Below are 20053 nucleotides of genomic sequence, written 5' to 3'. Positions count from 1 at the left end.
GCAATCGCAGGTTTGCGCGGGGTATGATGAAGCAATGGTCGAACGTAGGGAGGACAAGCGTGAGAATACATATATTAGTTGCGGATGATGATCATCATATTCGCGAGCTGCTCCGATTTTTTCTGCGGAAGGAAGGCTACATGGTGATTGAAGCCGAGGATGGAGAGCGAGCGAGCCGCATTCTGGAGAATGAAACGGTTCATTTGGCGATCGTGGATGTGATGATGCCCGCAAGAGATGGACTGGAGCTGTGTCAGGAGATTAGGTCGTTCTATGATATTCCGGTGCTGATGCTGACCGCAAGAGGCGAGCTTGAGGATAAGGAGCGGGGCTTCCTGTCGGGTACGGACGACTATATGGTGAAGCCATTCGAGCCGAAGGAGCTGCTTTTCCGAATCAAGGCGCTTCTGCGGCGTTATCAGGTCGCATCCTCCGAGCTGATCACGTTGAATGGAACGGTCATTAATCGGAACAGCTATGAGGTGCATACGGATGGAGAGATTAGGACGCTGCCCCTCAAGGAATTCGAGCTGTTATCGCTATTAGGCAGTCAGCCGGGGCGGATATTTACGCGTGAACAGCTGCTGCAGCTCATATGGGGAGCCGATTACGGAGGGGACAGCCGGACAATCGATGTTCATATTAAGCGGCTTAGGGAACGGTTCTCGGGCAGAAGCGATGATTTTGCCATTACGACGGTACGAGGACTTGGATATAAATTAGAGGTGGCGGGCAAATGAAGACCTTATACGTGCGGATTGTGATGATTTTTGCACTGATCGCGCTAGTCAGCAGTCTGCTTGGTCTTGTGCTGTCGGCTGTCTACTATGAGAGCAAGCTCAGATCGGATAATGAACGCAAAATCGTTACTATCGCGCAAGAAATCAAAGCGCTGTACGAGGTGACGCCACAGCTGAACCTGCATGTTTATTTGACGCATATCGCGGAGATGGGATTCCAGATTTATGCGGTCGATAAGGAGGGGAGGGCAGTTGCTTATGGCGCTCCGTTCAAACGGGTTGAGCTGGACCGCATCCATATTCAGCGCGTGCTTCAGGGTGAGGTGTATAACGGAATTTCAGAAGAGGGGCGGCGTCTGCCCATCATCGGCCTGTTCGAGAACAGTGTGCGGAATACGATCGGTATTCCGGTGCAGGCGGGAGAGGATAGCCGAGCACTGTTCATACGTCCGAATCTGGTCCAGCAGATTGGCGAGGTACGCATTCTAATGGCGGTGCTTCTAGTCAGCACTTTCCTTATTAGCCTCGTCCTGATTGTTGTCCTGACGCGCTTCATCGTCAAGCCCGTGACTAAGCTGACGGCCGCAACCAAGGAGATCGTGGGCGGGAATTTCGAATATAAGATGGAGCTGGACATTGCGCGAGATGATGAGATCGGCAATTTGGCCCGCCATTTTGCAGCTATGGCCCAATCTCTGAAGAGGCTGGATGAGATGCGGCAGCAGTTCGTTGCTGATGTGTCTCATGAAATACAGTCGCCGCTTACGTCGATACAAGGCTTCGTTCAGGCGATTCTCGACAAGGATTCAACTCCAGAGGAGGCTGAGCGGTATTTGCAAATCATCGGGGAGGAAAGCCACCGCCTCTCTTCATTGAGCAAGCAGCTGCTAACTCTTGCGGCGCTGGATAAACAATCGAGCGGCGTGAATCGTACGGAATATCGGCTGGACGAGCAGCTTCGGCAAATCCTTATTATGCTGGAATGGCAATGGACGGACAAGCAGCGGGAAATCGAATTGGACTTGCCCCCACTGATGATTGCGGGGGATGAAAGCATGCTCTATCAGGTGTGGCTGAATCTGATCTCGAATAGTATCAAGTACACGGGGCAGGGCGATAAAATTATGATTGAAGCTGAGCAGTCAGCAGCATCAAACCAGATTATCGTGAGAATTAGCGATACAGGCATCGGCATCCCAGAGGCTGAGCTGCCTAATCTGTTCGAGCGATTCTACAAAGCGGACAAGGCAAGGAATCGAGCGAACACCGGGAGCGGACTCGGCCTGTCTATCGCCCGCGAAATTGTATCGCTTCATCAGGGAACGATAGAGATTCAGAGCGAATACGACGCTGGAACTACAGTCGTCGTACGTTTGCCGCAATAGCTGTTTAGCGGCTGGCAGTCATTTTATTGCTCCGCGGCGTGCGCGTGCAGCTCCCAGCGTGCGGTGTTTCGCTTGACGGCGGTCGCGTTGCATGACGGCGGTCGGTCGTCCAATCCATAATAGTGGCCTCATTTGTAATGCGCTGTTCATGGGCCGTTCATATCGTTATTCAATAATTTGAATAACGATATGAACCGTTTGAACAGGAGGCTACAACGCTTATGGTACGTCCATTGCAGAAATTCGTCGCATTCTCAAGTCGTCCAAGGGGAGCCGCAGTTATTCTTATTAGCTGGCTCCTCATTATTATTGTTCTTAGTGGAATTGCCCCGTCCGCCAAACCGTTCGCAATCAATTCAGGCGAGGGGAGCGTTGATGATCGTATTCCATCGGCTGTTGCACGGGAGATGCTGGGGGCGGCTTTTCCAGCTATCGAAGGACTGCCCGTCCTGCTTGTATTCCATAGCGCCGCTGATCAGCCGATCACGCCAGCGGTCAAGGAGCAGATTGCGCACATTAGCAGCTGGCTGTCCTCGAATGATCGCCCCGCTCAAATTGTGTCGTCCCTGCCATTCCATGATATGCCTGACGATGCGCAGAACAGGCTGTATTCGGAGGATGGGATGGCGTTGATTCTAACGGCAGCGCTATCGAAAGAGCTGGAAAGCAGTGAAATATACAATACTTTGCAGCAGATCGACAGCTATGTGAAGCAGACAGACATCGGCAGCATAGAGCTGACCATGACCGGACCGGCAGCCATTGCCGCAGACACGGTCACGCTGTTCAAAAATGCCGATCTGGTCCTGTTGTTCGCAACGATTGGTCTCATTCTGATCATTCTCATTGTCATCTATCGTTCGCCGCTGCTTGCAGTTATTCCACTCGTTATTGCAGGAATCGTCTACATGGTGGTTGATCGATTGTTGGGAATGGCAGCAGAGAATGGCTGGTTTGTCGTTGACAAGCAAGCTCTGTCGATTATGATGATTCTGTTATTCGCCGTCCTGACGGATTATTGTCTCTTCATCTTCTCCCGTTACCGGGAGGAATTATCCCGCATCGATTCCAAATATGAAGCGATGCAGCAGGCGATGCGCCATGTAGCAGAACCGATTCTGTTCAGCGGTGGAACGGTGCTTATCGCCATGCTGACCTTAATTGCCGCGATGTTCAAGCCGTACCACTACTTCGCGCCTGTATTTTCTGTTGCGATGTGTGTTATGCTGCTTGCGGGTCTGACACTTATTCCTGCGGTGTTTGCTATATTGGGCAGAAGGTCATTCTGGCCATTCCCTCCTAAGCTGAGCCTTGACGAGGGCCCGCAAGGAAACAAGCTGTGGAGAAGAACAGGGGCCTTCGTCACCAGAAAACCAGGCATGACAGCAGGTATTCTGCTGCTCGTATTAACGCTTGCAGCTGTGAATGCCGGAGCCATCCAATATTCCTTTAATATGATGAAATCCTTCCCGGAGGATATCGCCTCTCGTCAGGGATTTGATATTTTGGAGCAAAAGTATCCACCAGGGCAGTTGGCCCCCGTATCCATTATTCTGCAATCCTCGGAGCAGCTAGTTGCGGATAAGCCATTTATGGAGCAGCTCGCATCGCTTGTGAAGCAGTTGGAGTCAGCGGAGGGCGTAGCTGCCATTACACCACAGCTTGCGCAGGGTCCAGAGGGTGAGGCTGTTCTGCCCGATAGCGCGATATCGAAGGACAAGCAAGCGGTCCTGCTGCAAGCTGTATTGACGATGAATCCCTACGATGAAGCAGCGCTTGATATCGTTCAGACATGGCTGGATGACAGCGCAGAGCTGCTGAAGAACAGCGGCATGGATTCGGCTAGATTCTCCTTGCATTTGGCGGGAGGGACGGCGGAGCAGGTTGATGTAAGAGCGATGAATTTGCGCGATACGCTGATGATTATAGCGTTGATGACCTTGTTCATCACCATCATGCTGGCTATGCAGTCGAGATCGATTCTCTTGTCCCTCTGGATGATTCTGACCATCTTGCTCTCCTACGCCGCAACGCTGGGATTGAGCTGGCTCGTATTCCACGGCATACTGGGCTATGAATCCATCAGCTATCGTTTGCCGCTGTACTGCTTTGTTTTCCTCGTTGCATTAGGGGTGGATTACAATATTATGCTCGTCTCCCGCATTCGGGAGGAAGCGCGTGAATACAGCTGGAAGGCAGCGGTGGAGCGGGGTGTTGCTGCAACAGGCGGTGTCATCTCATCAGCGGGCATTATCCTCGCGGCAACCTTCGGCGTTCTAATGACCCAGCCGCTGCAGGAGCTGTATCTCTTCGGCTTCATGATGGCCCTTGGCATCCTGATCGATACCTTTATCGTTCGCGGCATGCTGCTTCCATCGATTCTCGTGCTGGCGAGCAAACGCAAATAGAAAGCTGTCCCGGGGGAAGTCTACTGCTTCCGGGACAGCTTGTTGCTGTTGCTGAGAATGGATGAGCACCGGCTGCCGATCCAACTAGCGTTTTTCCGGCCCTCTTGTAATAGCGCCATAGTGGCCAAATCGTTGGAGATCCGTCGGATTGTCCATGCATTAGCTATGACTAGAGCCATTTAATCATGACGAGACTTCATGACTGGAATCACTGGTCATATGACCGGCTCAATCCTTATGATGAAACAGTAGATTCAACGCAGGTTGATGAATATTCGATAAGGAGAGTCGGTTGGTATGAAGAACATGATCGGAAAAAGTGTGAAGCTCGCGATAGGCATGTCGCTGGTGGCATCTCTGCTCGTTGCAGGGGTAAGCAGCGCGAATAGCGCGAATGGCGAGAAGCCGAAGAAACAGGAGTGGACGAAGCTGGAGGCGGAAGGCAAGTTCTCTGCGCTTCAAATCGGGAATCGGGTGTACGTGTTCGACAACGAGAATCAGATTTTTACGACCAAGGGAGCGGGACAGCTTGGACCGCTGCAAAGCCTGTTCGTGCTAGGCAAAGGCACGCCTCATGAAATTCCTTTTGTCGTGGTGAAGAACAGTAAGAAGGGTCTGATGGTGTTCAGCGATCTATGGCCGAAGTTTGATGACGGAACGTATGCTGCCGATACGACGACTGCTTATGACGCCGGACGGATATTCTATGAGGCGAAGACGAATATTGTCAGCAAAACAGCCCATCATACGGCGGTTCAGAAGAACGGCGAGGTGATTCTGAACACGGCGAACGATTTTGACGATCTGAAGAAGGGTTATCATGAATCGTTCAGGGCAAAGGGAACTCTCAGAGGTCTTATTGTGTACGACTGCTGTGGTTATCTTGTAGTAGAGAACAGCGCGGGCGTGCTTGAGGTCTATCACGCTGGTGAGACCGGCGCGGAGAAGATCGGCGAAATTACGCTCCCATAAGCTAGCCAGCCGTATATGCAACTGCACAATTGCTGCACCTCCCCCTGAAAGTCCCCCTCGCATTGCAAAATGAATCCTACCTTCGCAGGAAGTAAGCGGCATCGACCGCTTGAAGCCAGAGGCTGTCCCCATTAGTAGTAGCAACTACTAATGGGGACAGCCTTTCGTGCTTGAAAGCACAGTTGTTTCATAGAAACTGGAACAACAAACGGAGCAGTCCCCGCTTCTTATGGCGGATTTGCGGCTTGGCTGGAGGAGGGGAAGCGGGCTCTTCAAAAGCGGTGAGCGGTCTGAGCTTCGGCTTCTGCAAAGCTTCCACAGAAAGGACCAGCTGTTCCACGATTCGGCGAAGCTCGTCCAGCTCCAGTCGGTGCTGCAGCACCTGCATGGATACGACCTCATCGGCTTTATGGGCCAATGTGTACTCGATCTGCCGGATTTGCGACATTAATTCTGCGGATTCCTCGCCCGTATTGTCTCTTGCATGCGCCTCGTTGAGCTCATTTATCTCATTCCTTACATGTTCGATCATCGCATTCCCAGCCATCTCGATCACGTTATCGACCGTGCCATCCCCCTCGGCTCCAGCGACATCGAGACTTGGGAGCTCGATTTGCTCCAGGGTACTGCCCTGCTCGATCCTGCTCTTGATGTGCTGCAGCCGGCGTATATCCTGCTCTGAGAATACATAGTGTCCCAGACGGTCCTTCTGAAAGCAATGGGAGAAATGGAGGACCCAACGTTTGACGGTTGTCGGGCTGACTCCGAGGGCAACAGCAGTATCCTTTGTTTTCAATACACCCATTTCAATCACCTCGTTATCCTCTAATGCTAGAGGTATTCGATACATATTTCCATCCACCTTCCAGGGTGACAAAGGTAGTGTTCATTCGATAAATAAAGTGCAAATGCGCGGAGAGAGCCCTTCTGTTTCGTTCTATGGCGTTTAGGGTATAAGAGTAAAGGTATGTCTCGATTAATGGGAAAAAGAGGAGATGTGGGTGCTGCATGCTCGGTCTACATATTACGAATCAATCCTTTGTGAAGCAGCTGTTGGCAAATTCATCTCATGGCATTGCTGTCCTTACGACAGAAGGAGTATGGATGGATGCCAATCCAAGCTTGTGCCGCATGCTGGGCTATACTTTCGAGGAGCTTGCGACTCTCTGTTTGGAGGACATCGTTCATGCGGAGGATCGCTGGACAGATGGAATGCCGCATAAAATAGTGGAGGCTGCAATGGAATACGGCTCCTTGGAGTCGGAGCATGTTTTTATGCACAAGGATGGCAGCAGAGTGTGTGTGTCACTGAATTCGATGACCATCAGGGATGAAGCGGCCGGGTCCCCTGTCTGTATAATTCTGCAACTAACAATGATCCAGGAACGAATAGAGCTTGAAGGACGTTTGTCGCGGATCGAGGAAATGAATCAGCTGATTATCCAGAACTCTCCAGATATTATTTATCAGAGTTCGGCGGACGGCATGATCCTGTTTGCTTCTCCTTCCTTTCACAATATGTTGGACTATTCGCCGGAAGAGCTGGTCGGCAAGGGAGAAGAAATGCTTTACAATCCCGAGGATGCGGAGCTGTATAACAATTGCAGGCTGGAGAATGGCACGCGGCGTCAAATGCGGATGCGCCATCGAAACGGGTATGATATTTGGTTCGAGGTAACGATAAAGCAGATTAAGGACTCCTGCGGCAGCATGGTCGCCCTCGTCATTGCAAAGGAAATTACAGAGCGGAAGAAGTACGAGGTTTTTATCGAGGAAGCGCAGCGCATTGCACAGATTGGCAGCTGGGAATGGGATATTATCCATGATGAGATGTTCCTGTCTGATCAGCTCTATCTCATCTATAATCTCGAAGGCAACCATTCCAAGGGCAGGCTGCGGCAGCTGACAGATTTAGTGCCTCTTCAAGCCCGTCAAGGCTTCAAGGAGCTGATTGATCAAGCGCTGGAAGGGGAGAAGCTTTCCTACGAATTCCGGACATCCACTAAGGACGGCGCAGACCAGTATCTGCATATCCGGGGCATTGTATCCTTCTCCGATACGGGCTTTCCAGAGCGTATGAACGGCACGGTTCAGGATGTTACGGAACGCAAGGGAGTCGAGCTCAAGCTGCAGGAGACGATAGAACGGTATACGTCACTGAAGAAATACAATCATGATGCGGTTATATCGCTTGATCTGGATGGCCATATTATCAATGCGAATCAGATGACTCTTCAATTGACAGGATACCAGATGGATGAGCTGGTTGGCAGGGACTTTTCTGGCATTATCGGCAGGAAGGATATTAAGAAGCTTCTCTCCGACTCATTGATGGATATATCCGCCGAGCAGAGCATCGACAAGATCATACATAAGGATGGACATATATCTGATGTGCTTGCGACTATTGCGCCTATTATCATCAATGCGGAGAACGTCGGCTATTATATTATCGCCAAGGATATTACAGAACAGAAGCAGCTGATGATTGCGAAGGAAATGGCTGAAGCGACGAATAAGGCGAAGAGTGAATTTCTTGCCATGATGAGTCATGAAATTCGCACACCGATGAATGGTGTAATCGGGATGACGGACCTGCTTATGGAAACGACAGTCGTAGATGCGCTGCAGAGAGAATATTTGGAAATCATACGCAAGAGCGGAGATACACTGCTTACAATCATTAACGATATTCTGGACTTCTCCAAGATCGATTCCGGCAAGACAGAGCTGATCGAAGAGCCCTTCGAAATTAGAACCTGCGTCTTCGAAGCTGTCGATGTGCTCGCGCCTAAAGCGCAGACAAAGCAGCTGGATATCTCTTTCTCGCTAAGTCCAGATGTCCCGGCTGTACTTGTCGGCGACTATCAGCGTCTTAAGCAGATTCTGATGAATCTGATCGGGAATGCGATCAAGTTCACAAGCAGCGGCGGTATTACGGTCGCTGTCAGCAAGGAGGAGAGCAGCGGCAATAAGACCAGGCTGAGATTCAGCGTGAAGGATACGGGAATCGGCATTAGCAGGGAGAATGTGCAATTCTTGTTCCAGCCCTTCTATCAGCTTGACAATTTTATGACGCGTTCATCGGAAGGAACGGGGCTGGGGCTGGCAATTTGCAAACGACTGGTTAATCTGATGGACGGAAGCATCTGGCTTGAGCAAAGTGATGAGCCAGGCTCGACATTTGTCTTTTCTGTAGTCTTGAAGGAAGTGGAGCGGAAGGATATCCCGACGCAGAGGCCTCTGCTGGGGGAGACGGGCTCGGCTCAGGATGTACTGCGGATACTGGTGGCGGAGGATAACAGAATCAATCAGCTGGTACTGATCAAAATGCTGGAGAATCAAGGGCATTATGTGCGGATTGCGGAGAATGGCGAAGAGGTTATTCGATATGCCACGGAAGAGAATTTCGACGTCATCTTCATGGATGTGCATATGCCGGTGATGAATGGGCTTGAAGCAACGGCGGTCATCAAGGATAGATATGAGGCCAACAATACCAGATGTCCTGTCATTATTGCGGTTACGGCGAATGCGCTGAAGGGAGACAGGGAGCTGTGTCTTGCCGCCGGTATGGATGATTATATTAGCAAGCCCATCAATACGAGAGTCGTCTTCGACATGCTTGAGAAGTTTTTCGGCCGTGTCGTCTAGCGGGCACTGTGTTGCTTTATCCAATCTGAAAGATCGGCGTCTATATGGATGCCGGTTTTTTTTGACCGATCAGAAAGTATACAATTGCTGCCTTATTCAGGAGAGCTTGGTCTGAGGCAATCCAAAGAGGGAATCTTGTAGTCCGTGTATGAAGGTTGTCATGATAGGCGTCGTGTGCGGGGCGTCGATACTGGAGACTACTGTAAGCGGAAAAAGTCTGCTTAAAACTGCTGAGAGGAACGCGACCGGTCGGCCGCCGTCATGCAGCGCCATACCGCGCGCAGTGTGGTCCTGCATAATGGAGGCCAGAACAGGGAACCCTGTTGGTCGAGCGTGAATTTGTGTCAGAAGGAAGTGTGACGGAACGTGGATACGAAATATGCCAAGGAAACGCGCTGCTTCAAGGTGTCCCGCGTGTTTCCAACCGATGTCAACAACCATGATACGCTGTTTGGCGGCAAATTAATGTCATATATCGACGATATTGCATCCATCTCAGCCTCGAAATTATGCCGCGTGACGGCGGTGACAGCCTCGACGGATTCCGTCGATTTTCTGTATCCCATCCGTCCCACGGATTCCGTATCGCTGGAGTCCTTCGTGACATGGACGGGCAAGAGCTCCATGGAGGTTTTCGTGAAGGTGATCAGGGAAGACCTCAGAAGCGGAGAGCGGAGAATCGCAGCGACGTCCTTCCTTACCTTCGTAGCTCTGGATGAGAACAACAGACCGATTCCTATTCCCCAGGTCTTGCCGGAGACGGAAGAGGAGTGGAAGCTGTTCGAAACAGCGGAGCATCGCGCGGTGATGAGACGCCGAAGGAGAGAGGAAAGCAAGAAGTTTGCTGATTTTCTAGTGACGAGATATCCATGGGAATAGAAAGAGGGGATAAGCTGCTTGCAGCTCCCGACGTTGCTTATATACAACAAGTGTCGGAAAGCCAGAATAGCTTTCCGGCACTTCTTTTTTATAATACGCGGACTGTGGATGCAAGGGAATCTGGAAGGGGATTCTGCAGTGGAATAATGTGGATGAGACGAATGTTGTCGAATGCGATTGACAAATGAAAGCGGTTTATTTATGATAGGTATCAAATAGATCTAACATAGATCTAAGATGGATCTATGTACAAAGTATGAACGAACTCATCGGATAAGCACAGCAATAATCAACAACGAGTGGCCATGTCAACATGGGAGAGAGGGAGATCGAATTGACGGATGAGCATAATGTGCTGGCTACTTATCTTATAGAGACGCCCTATCCATTGGAAAGAGCGGCAGAGGTCATGGCAGGCGAGCAGTCAACCGGGACGTTCGTGTCCGTACCAGGCGAAACGCCAGAGCTGAAGGCGCGTCATGCTGCGAAGGTTGTAAGCATCAAGGAGCTGGGAGCCTATGACGCTCCATCGCTGCCGGACTGCTATATCCCGCCGGACATGGGCAAGCCCGTCTACCGAAGAGCGCTTGTGCAGCTGTCCTTCCCGCTGCACAACTTCGGTCCTTCGCTGCCGAACCTTCTGGCGGCTGTAGCGGGGAACCTGTACGAGCTGCGTGAGTTCTCGGGTTTGCGGCTGGTTGATCTGGAATTGCCCCAGCCTTTCGCTGCCCGATATCCGGGGCCGAAGTTTGGCATCGAAGGAACGCGGAAGCTTGCCGGGGTGTATGACCGTCCGATCATCGGAACGATTATTAAGCCGAGCATCGGTCTTCCTTTATCCGAATATGGCCCGATGGTTCGGGAGCTTGCGGAAGCGGGATTGGATTTCATCAAGGACGACGAGCTGTGCGGCAATCCGCTGTATGCTTCATTCGAGCAGCGTGTTGAGGCTGCGATGGCGGAGATTGAGCGAGCCGCCGACCGGACAGGCAAGAAGCTGATGTATGCCTTCAACATTACGGGCGATATTGACGAAATGAAACGGAATCACGATATTGTGCTGCAGGCTGGCGGAACCTGCGTCATGGTCAGCATAAACAGTGTCGGATGGTCGGGCGTGGCGCATCTTCGCCAATACACAGAGCTGCCGGTTCACGGACACCGGAATCAATGGGGTGCAATGACCCGCTGCCCGCTGCTCGGAATGAGCTTCACCGCTTATCAGAAGCTATGTCGGTTAGCCGGTGTCGATCATCTGCATACGAATGGGCTGGATAGCAAATTTACGGAGAGCAATGAATCGGTTGCGCAATCTATCACGGATTGTCTGACGCCAATGCTTGGCGGCTACACGGTTATGCCGGTGCTTTCCTCCGCTCAATGGGCTGGCAGTGCGGTTTCGACTTATGGGGCTGTCCGCTCGCTGGATGTTATCCATTTGGCAGGAGGCGGTATTCTTGCCCATCCGGACGGCACGGCTGCAGGTGTTCGCAGCATGCAGCAGGGCTGGGAGGCCGCGGTGCAGGGAATCGATTTGAACACGTATGCTGGGACGCATTCCGAGCTGCAGCGGGCGATGGAAGCCTTCGGCAAGAGGTAACAGGAGGGGAGGGGATGGTCAGATGAATAACAATCAATTGCTGCTCGCCTTCTACGGCGATGATTTCACGGGATCGACAGATGCTATGGAGGCATTGGCCCGAAGCGGTTATCGTACGGTTCTGTTTCTTGAAGCGCCGACGCCGGCAATGGTTGAGCGGTTTCAAGGCATTCGGTGCATCGGTGTAGCTGGTACCAGCCGGGCCAAGACGCCTCCGGAGCTGGCGAAGGAGGTAGGGCCAGTTATGGAGAGCTTGTCACAGCTCGGAGCGCCGGTCGTTCATTACAAAACATGCTCAACCTTCGATTCATCGCCGCAATTCGGAAGCATTGGCGAGGCTATACGGGTATCACGGCCATTCTTCCCGGGGCAGGCTACGGTTCCACTGCTCGTAGGAGTGCCAGCGCTTGGACGCTATACGCTGTTCGGTCAGCATTTTGCCCGGATGGATGGAAATGTTTATCGTCTGGATCGCCATCCGGTCATGTCCCGCCATCCGGTTACACCTATGGGTGAAGCGGACCTTCGACTTCATCTGCAGGAGCAACTGGACGAAGAGGTCGGCCTCATGAACATTCTGGAGCTGGAAGGCGACTGTGAGACGGTTGAAGCGCGTTATCGCGGGAAGCTTGCAGAGCGGCCGTCGGTGCTGTTAATGGATGCGCTGGATGATGCAAGAATGGCGAGGAGCGGCGAGCTCATCTGGAAGGGCGCAGGCGACGGACTGCGATTCGTAGTCGGATCATCGGGTGTTGAGTATGCGCTTACAGCCCACTGGGAGCAATCCGGCATGTCAAAGGATCAGAACACGGCACAGCGCTCCGCCGAGCGCATTGAATCGGCTAATCGCATTCTGGCTGTATCGGGAAGCGCTTCGCCAGTGAGCCAGCGGCAGGTGGAGACTGCCATCGAGCAGGGGTTCCATGGCATTCGAATTCCTGCCCCTGCGATAGCAGAAGGTAGCGAGCTGCCGATGGAGCTGTTGAATGAGGCGATTCGCCTTCTGAATGAAGGGGAGAGCGTTGTTTTGTATACGGCGCTCGGACCTGAGGACCCTGCAATTGCCGAGACTCGCAAGACGCTGGGAGAGAAAGGCATTGGCGGCTCGCAGGCTGGAGAGCATATCGGCAGACAATTGGGACGCTGGACGAATCACATTATGCGGCAGGCTGGTCTGCGCAGGGTTGTTATTGCCGGAGGCGACACTTCTGGTTTTGTGACGAGCGAGATGGGCATTTATGGCCTGGAGATGCTGCTGCCGATATCGCCGGGCGCACCGTTATGCAGAGTGTATTCTCAGGATAGCGCGATGGATGGAGTTGAGCTTGCCTTGAAGGGCGGCCAGTTTGGAAGCCCGGATTATTTTGCCAAGGTCAGGGATGCTTCTTCGGTGTGATACGGGCAGCACAAGAATGGATGAGCGGGGAGGTGACAGGTTGGAGGACGTTCATTCAGGCGCGTTGCTGAAAGACATTGCTTATGATCAAATCAAGGAACATATTCTGGAGGAAGTTTTCGAGCCAGGCCGATTCTTATCGGAGCGTGAACTGATCGAGCTGCTGCAAATGAGCAAGACACCGATCAAGTCGGCGCTTACCCGTCTGGAGACGGAAGGCTTCGTAACGGTATCCTCCAAGCAAGGGATCATTATTAATGATCTTGCGCTCGGTCGCATTCTTGATATTTACGATCTTAGAGTCGCCCTTGAAACGTTCAATATTCAAGAGATTCTTGGCCGGTTGACGGAAGGGCAAAGCGATCAACTGCTGTCCAATCTTCAAGAGACGGAAGAAATTGTGGGGCGTCTGGATGTCAAAGCTTTCGCCAAGGCTGATCATCGGTTTCATCTGCTGCTCTGCTCGTTCGCAGGCAATCAGGAAATTACCCGTGTGCTGCTGAATTATCAAGATCATCTGCTGCGGATCACGTTAAGGCATTTGCGCAAGGAGCCGAATCGGATGGAGGGCTTTCTGCAGGATCATAAGGAGATTTTCGAGCAGCTTAAAGAGGGCGATGCGGCGTGCATCGAGCGGATGAGAGCCCATCTTCAGGGCTCGAAGAGCAAGCTGTTTAGATAAATGGAATACTAGAGAAAATAGGGTGGAGGAGCTGCAATGAAAGCTGTATATGTGGATGATGCTTACACGGTTGTCGTCAAGGATGTGGATATTCCTGAGATTAGCGCGAATGAGGTGCTCATTAAGGTCAAGGTTGCCGGAATCTGCGGTTCGGACATTCATACTTACAAGGGACTGCATCCTTTTCGCAAGCCGCCTGTCATTATTGGCCATGAAATTGCCGGTGAGATCGTAAAGATCGGGGAAGCGGTCACGAAGTTCCAACTCGGCGACCGGGTGACGGTGGAGCCTCAGTCGGGCTGCGGTACTTGCGAATATTGCCTGACGGGGAAGGTCAACTATTGCGTCCATCGCGGAGCGCCGGGCATCGGCGATTGGTACGGCGCAATGGCGGAGTATTTCACCGCGCCGGAGCAGACGGTATTCAAGCTGCCGGATGATATGAACTATGAGCAAGGCGTTCTGGTAGAGCCCTTCGCAGTAGGGGTGCACGCCGTGCGCAAAGCAGATATTGGAGTAGGGGACAAGGTTGCAGTGCTTGGCGCTGGCCCGATCGGCCTGCTTGCCATGGCCGCAGCGAAGGCAGCGGGCGCGACTACTCTTATGGTAACGGATGTGATGGATTATGCGCTCGACAGCGCCGTCCAGATGGGGGCTACGCATACGCTCAACATTATGAGCAAGCCGGAGTGGATGACGGAAGCGAAGGCGCTTGTCGGCGGCGAATTCGATAAAGTGCTCATAGCTGCAGGTGTTCCCGGCATCATCGATCAATCGCTGGCACTGCTTCGCAAAGGCGGCCGCATGGTTACCATTGCGATGTTCCATGGCACGCAGACGTTCGATATTCACAATCTGCAGAATCAAGAGAAGGAAATCGTCGGATGCATGACCTATACCCGTGAGGACACGATTTCGGCCATCGACTTAATCGGCGCGGGAGCAGTCAATGAGGAAGCGATTATTACGCACAGACTGACCTATGAGCAGGCAGCGGAAGGCTTCCGTCTGGTGGATAAGAAGGAAGACTCGTCGCTGAAGGTGCTTGTCACCTTCGAATAGGATGTCAAGCAGCAGGCTCTAAGCCCGGCTTCACGCTGATACGCGGTGAAGCCGGAGGATGCATCAAGATGATTATACAATCTGGGAGGTCGAACAATGTTTAAGAAACTCGCCTTAGTAACCGTACTTGTTCTGGTTGTTGTAAGCGCTGTAGCTTGTGGGAATGGCAATAATGCCGGCAAGGATGCAGCAGCTGGCAATAACGCTGGCGCCGATAAGAAAGTGAAGCTTCGTCTCGGTCATATTACCGGAGAATCCGATGCCTGGCATAAAGGCGCGCTCAAATTCGCAGAGCTGGTCAAGGAGAAATCCGGCGGCAGCGTTGAGGTTGAAGTGTACTCAAGCTCTACGCTCGGCAATGACCGCGACCTGATTGAAGGCATGCAGCTGGGCTCCGTTGATTTCGCGCTGGTTGCAGGCGTTCTGTCCAACTTCTATGAGCCATACTCCATTCTGGAGCTTCCATACTTGTTCCGCGACCAAGAGCATATGGAAAAAGTGCTTTATGGTGAGGTAGGCACGAAGATGAAAGCAGATTTGCTCGCTAACGCGCAGGTTCGCGGACTTGAATTCTGGGTGCGTGGTCCTCGTGAATTGACAGCTAATAAAAAGATAGAAAAAGTGGAAGACTTGAAAGGTCTGAAAGTTCGTGTTCCCGAGATTCCGGCATCAATCGCAGCCTGGAAAGCGATGGGCGCATCCCCGACTCCAATGGCGTTCGGCGAAGTGTACTCCTCCCTGCAGACAGGTGTTATTGACGGGCAGGAGAATCCATTTGCCCTGATCGCAAGCAACAAAATTCAAGAGGTTCAAAAATATTTGATGCTCACGAATCACGTATACGGCTATGTCATGCTGACGATGAGCGACATCACATACAACAAGCTGTCCGAAGCTCAGCAAAAAGCAGTGGAAGAAGCAGCCAAAGAAGCGACTACCTTCGAGAATGACCTTGTTGCCAAAACAGAGGAAGAGCTTCTCAAAACGTTGAAAGACAGCGGGATGGAAGTTATTGAGCCCGATACTGCACCGTTCATGGAGAAAGCAAAAACCGTTCACGGTGAATTTGCCGACAAATACGGAAGAGAATTGTATGACAGCATTGTAAACACACAATAGGACAATTAGCGGGCAGCGCCAGTGTTCATCAGAGTGTATGGCTTATCCGAAGCACTGGCGCGTCTTTGTTATGCCTTAATGACGTTGGACTTAGTCAAACAGGAGGTTAAATCATGCAGCTGGCGATGAAGTGCATCGACGTTCTTAATAAAATAGTAGGCATCATAGTTGGTATTATGCTGGCCGCGATGTCTGTCATCATTATTGCCCAGATTCTGTGCCGCTTTGTATTCGAGATTCCGCTCACCTGGTCGGAGGAAGCGGCGCGTTATTTGATGGTATACACCGTGTTTCTGGGCGCTTCTCTGGCGCTGCGGCATCATAAAATGATCGCTATCGAAGTTTTACCCGACCTGCTGAAGCCGAGCCTTCGTAGAATGCTAAAAATTGCGATTATGCTGATCTCGATCGTATTTTTTATCATTTTACTTGTACAAGGCATCGATATGCTTGAGATTGTTCAGCGTCAAGTATCGGCTGCAATCGGCATCACGATGGATATTCCATACTTTGCCATTCCGCTGGGCGCGCTGCTTATGATCATTAATGCAATTGCAGTCATTATTGAACTGGTGCAGAACGAGAATTTAGAAACATCTGAAGTGGCAGAAGTGCTGAAGAAGGGGGAGAATCTATAATGGGCGTTATATTGTTCGCATTTCTTCTCATCTTCTTCGCGCTCGGTCTCCCGATCGCAATTTCTATGGGCCTTGCCGCTGCAGTCGCTATATGGTGGGATGGCGGAACGCCGCTTATCGTACTCGTTCAGCGCTCCTTTACATCTATCGATTCCTTCCCGATTATGTCGATTCCGTTCTTCGTCCTTGCAGGGGTGCTGATGGAATTTGGGGGAATCTCCAGAAGGCTGGTTAACTTTGCGAATGCGTTGACCGGACATTTCTCCGGCGGCTTGGCGATCGTTACCGTTGTAACGTCGATGTTCTTCGCGGCGATCTCAGGCTCCAGCGCTGCAACGACAGCTGCTTTGGGAAGCATCCTGATTCCTGCTATGATCTCGCGCGGCTACCATCGCAATTTCACTGGTGCTGTGCAATCCGTATCGGGTGAGCTTGGCGTTATTCTGCCACCGAGTATTCCGCTCATTCTCTATGGGATCTCGACAGAAACATCGATTGGCGATTTGTTTATGGCAGGCTTCCTGCCGGGTCTTCTTATCGCGGGCTCTTTGATTATTACGGTATTTATTATTGCGAAGAAGCGCGGCTATGCCAAGGAAACCCGAAAGTCGGGCAAAGAGCTGTGGCAGGCGTTCAAGGAATCCTTCCTTGCCCTGCTGATGCCTGTCATTATTCTCGGCGGGATTTATGGCGGTTACTTCACAGCAACTGAAGCTGCCGGTGTTGCGGTCGGCTATGCCTTTATCGTAGGTGTTCTGATCTATCGCGAGATAAAATTGAAGCAAATTATGCACGTGCTGACAACATCGGTCGTTACAACATCCTCAATCATGTTCATTCTGGCAAGCGCAGGCTTGTTCGGCTGGATTCTGACACGGGAAGGCATCCCGCAGGATGTTGCGGAGTTCTTCATCGGCATATCCGATAATCCGTATGTGTTCCTGCTGCTTGTCAATCTGTTCCTGCTCGTAGTCGGCATGTTTATGGAGACGAATGCCTCGATCATTATTTTGGCGCCGCTCCTTGCTCCGGTTGCGATTCAACTGGGCGTTGATCCGGTCCACTTCGGTATTATTATGATCGTTAACCTTGCGCTTGGGATGTGTACACCGCCGCTTGGCATCAATTTGTTCATCTCATCGCAGATTGCGAAGATCAATTTGGTGCAGATTACCCGAGGCATGCTGCCGTTCTATATCACGCTCCTGATTACGCTGTTGATGATTACCTATTTCCCGCAAATCGCGATGTTCATTCCGAATTTGCTTAAATAGGCGGTTAATCGATTGTTGGAACTGAATTGCTCTTAGGAATTGGCCGCACTGCGGCCTTTCCGCTTATAAGGAGATATAAAGGCAGGCCCACAGAGGGATAGGCGATTCATTGCCTGATCCTTGTTGGCTGCTGATTGGATAGAAGGAGGAGCCTGAAAATGCCAGACAAAGAGACGGTAAGACAAGAATTGCAGCATACTGGAAAATATATGATGCAATATGAGCTCGCCTGGGGAAATGCCGGCAATATTAGCGCAAGAACAGAGGGCGACCGCTACCTGATTACGGCAAGCGGCACCTTTCTCGGCGAGCTGGACGATCGGGATCTGATCGAATGCGATCTGTCCGGCAGCATCATGGATGCAGAAGGCCGCAAGCCCTCGAAGGAGACGCCGATGCATCGGGCCATTTATGACAATCGTCCGGAGATTGGTGCTATTCTGCATGCTTCCCCATTTTACAGCACGCTCGTTGCTTCCTCGCAGATAGAAATTCCATCGAATTGGTTCGTCGAGACGATGTACTATCTGGAGAAAGTGGAGCGCGTGCCTTATTATCATCCTGGCAGTGAGGCGCTTGGCGAAGGCGTTCGGGAAAAGTCGAGGCTCGCCAATATTCTTCTTCTTGAGAATCATGGTGTATTGGTCTATGATACTTCTATTCGGGAAGCGCGGATGGCCTTGCAAACGCTGGAGATGGCTTGCCGGATGCTGGTCGTGGCCCAATCTGCGGATATTCCGATGTCGGGCTTGTCCCGCGAGATTGAACGGGATTTTGTCGAGAATGCCGGGTATAAGCCAAGAAGAGACTGGGGCTTGTAATTCAAGGTTGGCACAAGAGGGATACTCTCTTGCGGTAAGGTAACACGTAGGAGGAATTATGGCATGGAACAACAGGCTATATTAGCGATCGCGGTGTTTCTCATTACCTATGCGATGATCATTGCGGAGAAGGTCCACCGCACTATTGTGGCGATGCTGGGCGGACTCATTGTGCTGGTTCTTGGCATTGTCGAAGTGGATGACGCAATCAGCCATCATATTGATTTCAATACGCTGGGGCTGCTTATCGGGATGATGATCATCGTCAGCGTAACAGCCAAGACAGGCTTGTTCAAATATATTGCGATTGTTGCGGCTCAGAAGGCGAAGGGAGATCCGGTAAAAATATTGATCGCACTGGCGGCGATTACCGCCTTTGGATCGGCATTTCTGGATAATGTGACGACGGTGCTGCTCATTGTGCCCGTCACCTTCAGCATTACGCGGCAGCTGCGCGTGAATCCGTTCCCTTTCTTATTCACGCAAATTCTGGCTTCCAATATTGGCGGTACAGCTACCCTGATCGGAGATCCGCCGAATATTATGATCGGAAGCGCGGTTCAAGAGCTCACCTTCATGGCGTTCATCGAGAACTTGACGCCGATTGTTATTGTCATTATGCTGGCCCATCTTCCCCTATTCGTTCTCATGTTCCGCAAGCAGATACGGACGACAGATGAATACAAGAAAGGGATTATGGCGATAGAGCGCAGCGGGATCATCACGGACAAGAGGATGCTGACGCGCTGCCTGGTCATTCTCGGACTGACGATTGGCGGATTCTTCCTGCATCAGATTGTGCATGTGGAATCCTCTGTCATCGCGCTTCTTGGCGCTTTCATATTGCTGCTTCTCTCCGGCGAGCATGTCATGGAAGAAGCGCTGACAAGTGTGGAATGGACGACCATCTTCTTCTTCATCGGATTATTCACTTTGGTCGGCGCTTTGGTGGACACGGGCATTATTAGCTCGCTTGCCGTTCAAGCGATGGAGCTGACGGGCGGAGATCCTGTTGCGACCTCCATGCTTATCCTATGGATGAGCGCTATCGCGTCTGCATTCATGGATAATATCCCATTCGTCGCTACAATGATTCCGCTTATTCAGGAGATGGGCAATATGGGCATCCAGAATGTAGAGCCGTTATGGTGGAGTCTCGCGCTTGGCGCATGTCTGGGCGGCAACGGAACATTGATCGGCGCCAGCGCTAACCTCATTACGGCAGGGCTGGCCGCCAAGGAAGGCTATCCCATCACCTTTGTGAAATTCATGAAGTACGGATTTCCGTTAATGCTGCTCTCCATTGTGCTGTCGAGCATCTATATTTTTGTCAGGTATCTGATATAGCTGCAGGAAAATGGAACAATCGGCTGTTATGGCGTTTATTCGCGTCATAGCAGCCGATTTTTTGTCGTATTGTGAA

Annotated in this window: 16 protein-coding genes; 15 read left to right on the top strand and 1 reads right to left on the bottom strand. The window is 51.5% G+C overall.

All coding sequences use genetic code 11. The annotated features are described in order from the left end of the window. The first annotated feature begins 59 nt into the window (after nucleotides 1–59). The 4 genes from L6H65_RS20925 (at nucleotide 60) to L6H65_RS20910 (ending at nucleotide 5505) form a co-directional block, all read left to right on the top strand. Nucleotides 60–740 carry a response regulator transcription factor gene (locus L6H65_RS20925; RefSeq protein ID WP_236344667.1) on the top strand — a complete coding sequence of 227 codons (681 nt, stop codon included), beginning with the start codon at nucleotides 60–62 and terminating at the stop codon, nucleotides 738–740. Next, nucleotides 737–2125: a sensor histidine kinase gene (locus L6H65_RS20920; protein WP_236344665.1), complete on the top strand. Its 1389-nt coding sequence runs from the start codon at nucleotides 737–739 to the stop codon at nucleotides 2123–2125. The genes L6H65_RS20925 and L6H65_RS20920 overlap by 4 nt, the downstream gene beginning before the upstream one ends. Before the next feature lie 221 nt (nucleotides 2126–2346). After that, a complete protein-coding gene (locus tag L6H65_RS20915; protein WP_236344664.1) occupies nucleotides 2347–4533 on the top strand; it encodes an MMPL family transporter in 2187 nt (728 codons plus the stop codon). Nucleotides 4534–4830: 297 nt separating this feature from the next. Next, nucleotides 4831–5505 (top strand): hypothetical protein, encoded by a 675-nt coding sequence (locus L6H65_RS20910; protein ID WP_236344663.1) that lies wholly within the window; start codon nucleotides 4831–4833, stop codon nucleotides 5503–5505. 187 nt (nucleotides 5506–5692) lie between these two features. Here the strand turns inward: L6H65_RS20910 and L6H65_RS20905 are convergent, their stop codons facing one another. Further along, nucleotides 5693–6355, bottom strand: a complete 663-nt coding sequence (locus tag L6H65_RS20905; RefSeq protein WP_236344662.1) for a MerR family transcriptional regulator — start codon at nucleotides 6353–6355, stop codon at nucleotides 5693–5695. 158 nt (nucleotides 6356–6513) lie between these two features. Here L6H65_RS20905 and L6H65_RS20900 point away from each other — a divergent pair, with 158 nt between their 5' ends. The 11 genes from L6H65_RS20900 to L6H65_RS20850 all read left to right on the top strand — a co-directional run bounded on the left by L6H65_RS20900 (nucleotide 6514) and on the right by L6H65_RS20850 (nucleotide 19977). Then, the gene (locus tag L6H65_RS20900) at nucleotides 6514–9159 is read left to right on the top strand and encodes a PAS domain-containing hybrid sensor histidine kinase/response regulator (RefSeq protein WP_236344661.1); all 2646 of its coding nucleotides are present in this window, start codon (nucleotides 6514–6516) and stop codon (nucleotides 9157–9159) included. A gap of 366 nt (nucleotides 9160–9525) precedes the next feature. Then, complete coding sequence (locus L6H65_RS20895) at nucleotides 9526–10038, top strand: acyl-CoA thioesterase (protein WP_236344660.1); 513 nt, start codon at nucleotides 9526–9528, stop codon at nucleotides 10036–10038. Between the two features lie 313 nt (nucleotides 10039–10351). After that, complete coding sequence (locus L6H65_RS20890) at nucleotides 10352–11638, top strand: ribulose-bisphosphate carboxylase large subunit family protein (RefSeq protein ID WP_236344659.1); 1287 nt, start codon at nucleotides 10352–10354, stop codon at nucleotides 11636–11638. Between the two features lie 22 nt (nucleotides 11639–11660). Next, entirely contained in the window at nucleotides 11661–13034 is a 1374-nt protein-coding gene (locus L6H65_RS20885) for a four-carbon acid sugar kinase family protein (protein WP_236344658.1), read from the top strand. 40 nt (nucleotides 13035–13074) lie between these two features. Beyond that, nucleotides 13075–13716 (top strand): GntR family transcriptional regulator, encoded by a 642-nt coding sequence (locus tag L6H65_RS20880; protein WP_236344657.1) that lies wholly within the window; start codon nucleotides 13075–13077, stop codon nucleotides 13714–13716. Nucleotides 13717–13752: 36 nt separating this feature from the next. After that, complete coding sequence (locus L6H65_RS20875) at nucleotides 13753–14778, top strand: zinc-dependent alcohol dehydrogenase (protein ID WP_236344655.1); 1026 nt, start codon at nucleotides 13753–13755, stop codon at nucleotides 14776–14778. A gap of 96 nt (nucleotides 14779–14874) precedes the next feature. After that, on the top strand, nucleotides 14875–15897 hold the full coding sequence (locus L6H65_RS20870) for a TRAP transporter substrate-binding protein (RefSeq protein WP_236344654.1): 1023 nt from the start codon (nucleotides 14875–14877) through the stop codon (nucleotides 15895–15897). A 113-nt stretch (nucleotides 15898–16010) separates the two neighbouring features. After that, the gene (locus L6H65_RS20865; RefSeq protein WP_236344653.1) at nucleotides 16011–16535 is read left to right on the top strand and encodes a TRAP transporter small permease; all 525 of its coding nucleotides are present in this window, start codon (nucleotides 16011–16013) and stop codon (nucleotides 16533–16535) included. Next, complete coding sequence (locus L6H65_RS20860; RefSeq protein ID WP_236344652.1) at nucleotides 16535–17809, top strand: TRAP transporter large permease; 1275 nt, start codon at nucleotides 16535–16537, stop codon at nucleotides 17807–17809. The genes L6H65_RS20865 and L6H65_RS20860 overlap by 1 nt, the downstream gene beginning before the upstream one ends. A gap of 158 nt (nucleotides 17810–17967) precedes the next feature. Beyond that, nucleotides 17968–18630 carry a class II aldolase/adducin family protein gene (locus tag L6H65_RS20855; RefSeq protein ID WP_236344651.1) on the top strand — a complete coding sequence of 221 codons (663 nt, stop codon included), beginning with the start codon at nucleotides 17968–17970 and terminating at the stop codon, nucleotides 18628–18630. A 63-nt stretch (nucleotides 18631–18693) separates the two neighbouring features. Next, nucleotides 18694–19977 (top strand): ArsB/NhaD family transporter, encoded by a 1284-nt coding sequence (locus L6H65_RS20850; protein WP_236344650.1) that lies wholly within the window; start codon nucleotides 18694–18696, stop codon nucleotides 19975–19977. Nucleotides 19978–20053: the final 76 nt, after the last annotated feature.

This window comes from Paenibacillus plantiphilus, from assembly GCF_927798095.1.
Lineage (GTDB): Bacteria > Bacillota > Bacilli > Paenibacillales > Paenibacillaceae > Paenibacillus_Z > Paenibacillus_Z plantiphilus.
The sequence above is the reverse complement of the archived record's forward strand: the minus strand, read 5'-3'. Positions and strand labels throughout refer to the sequence as shown.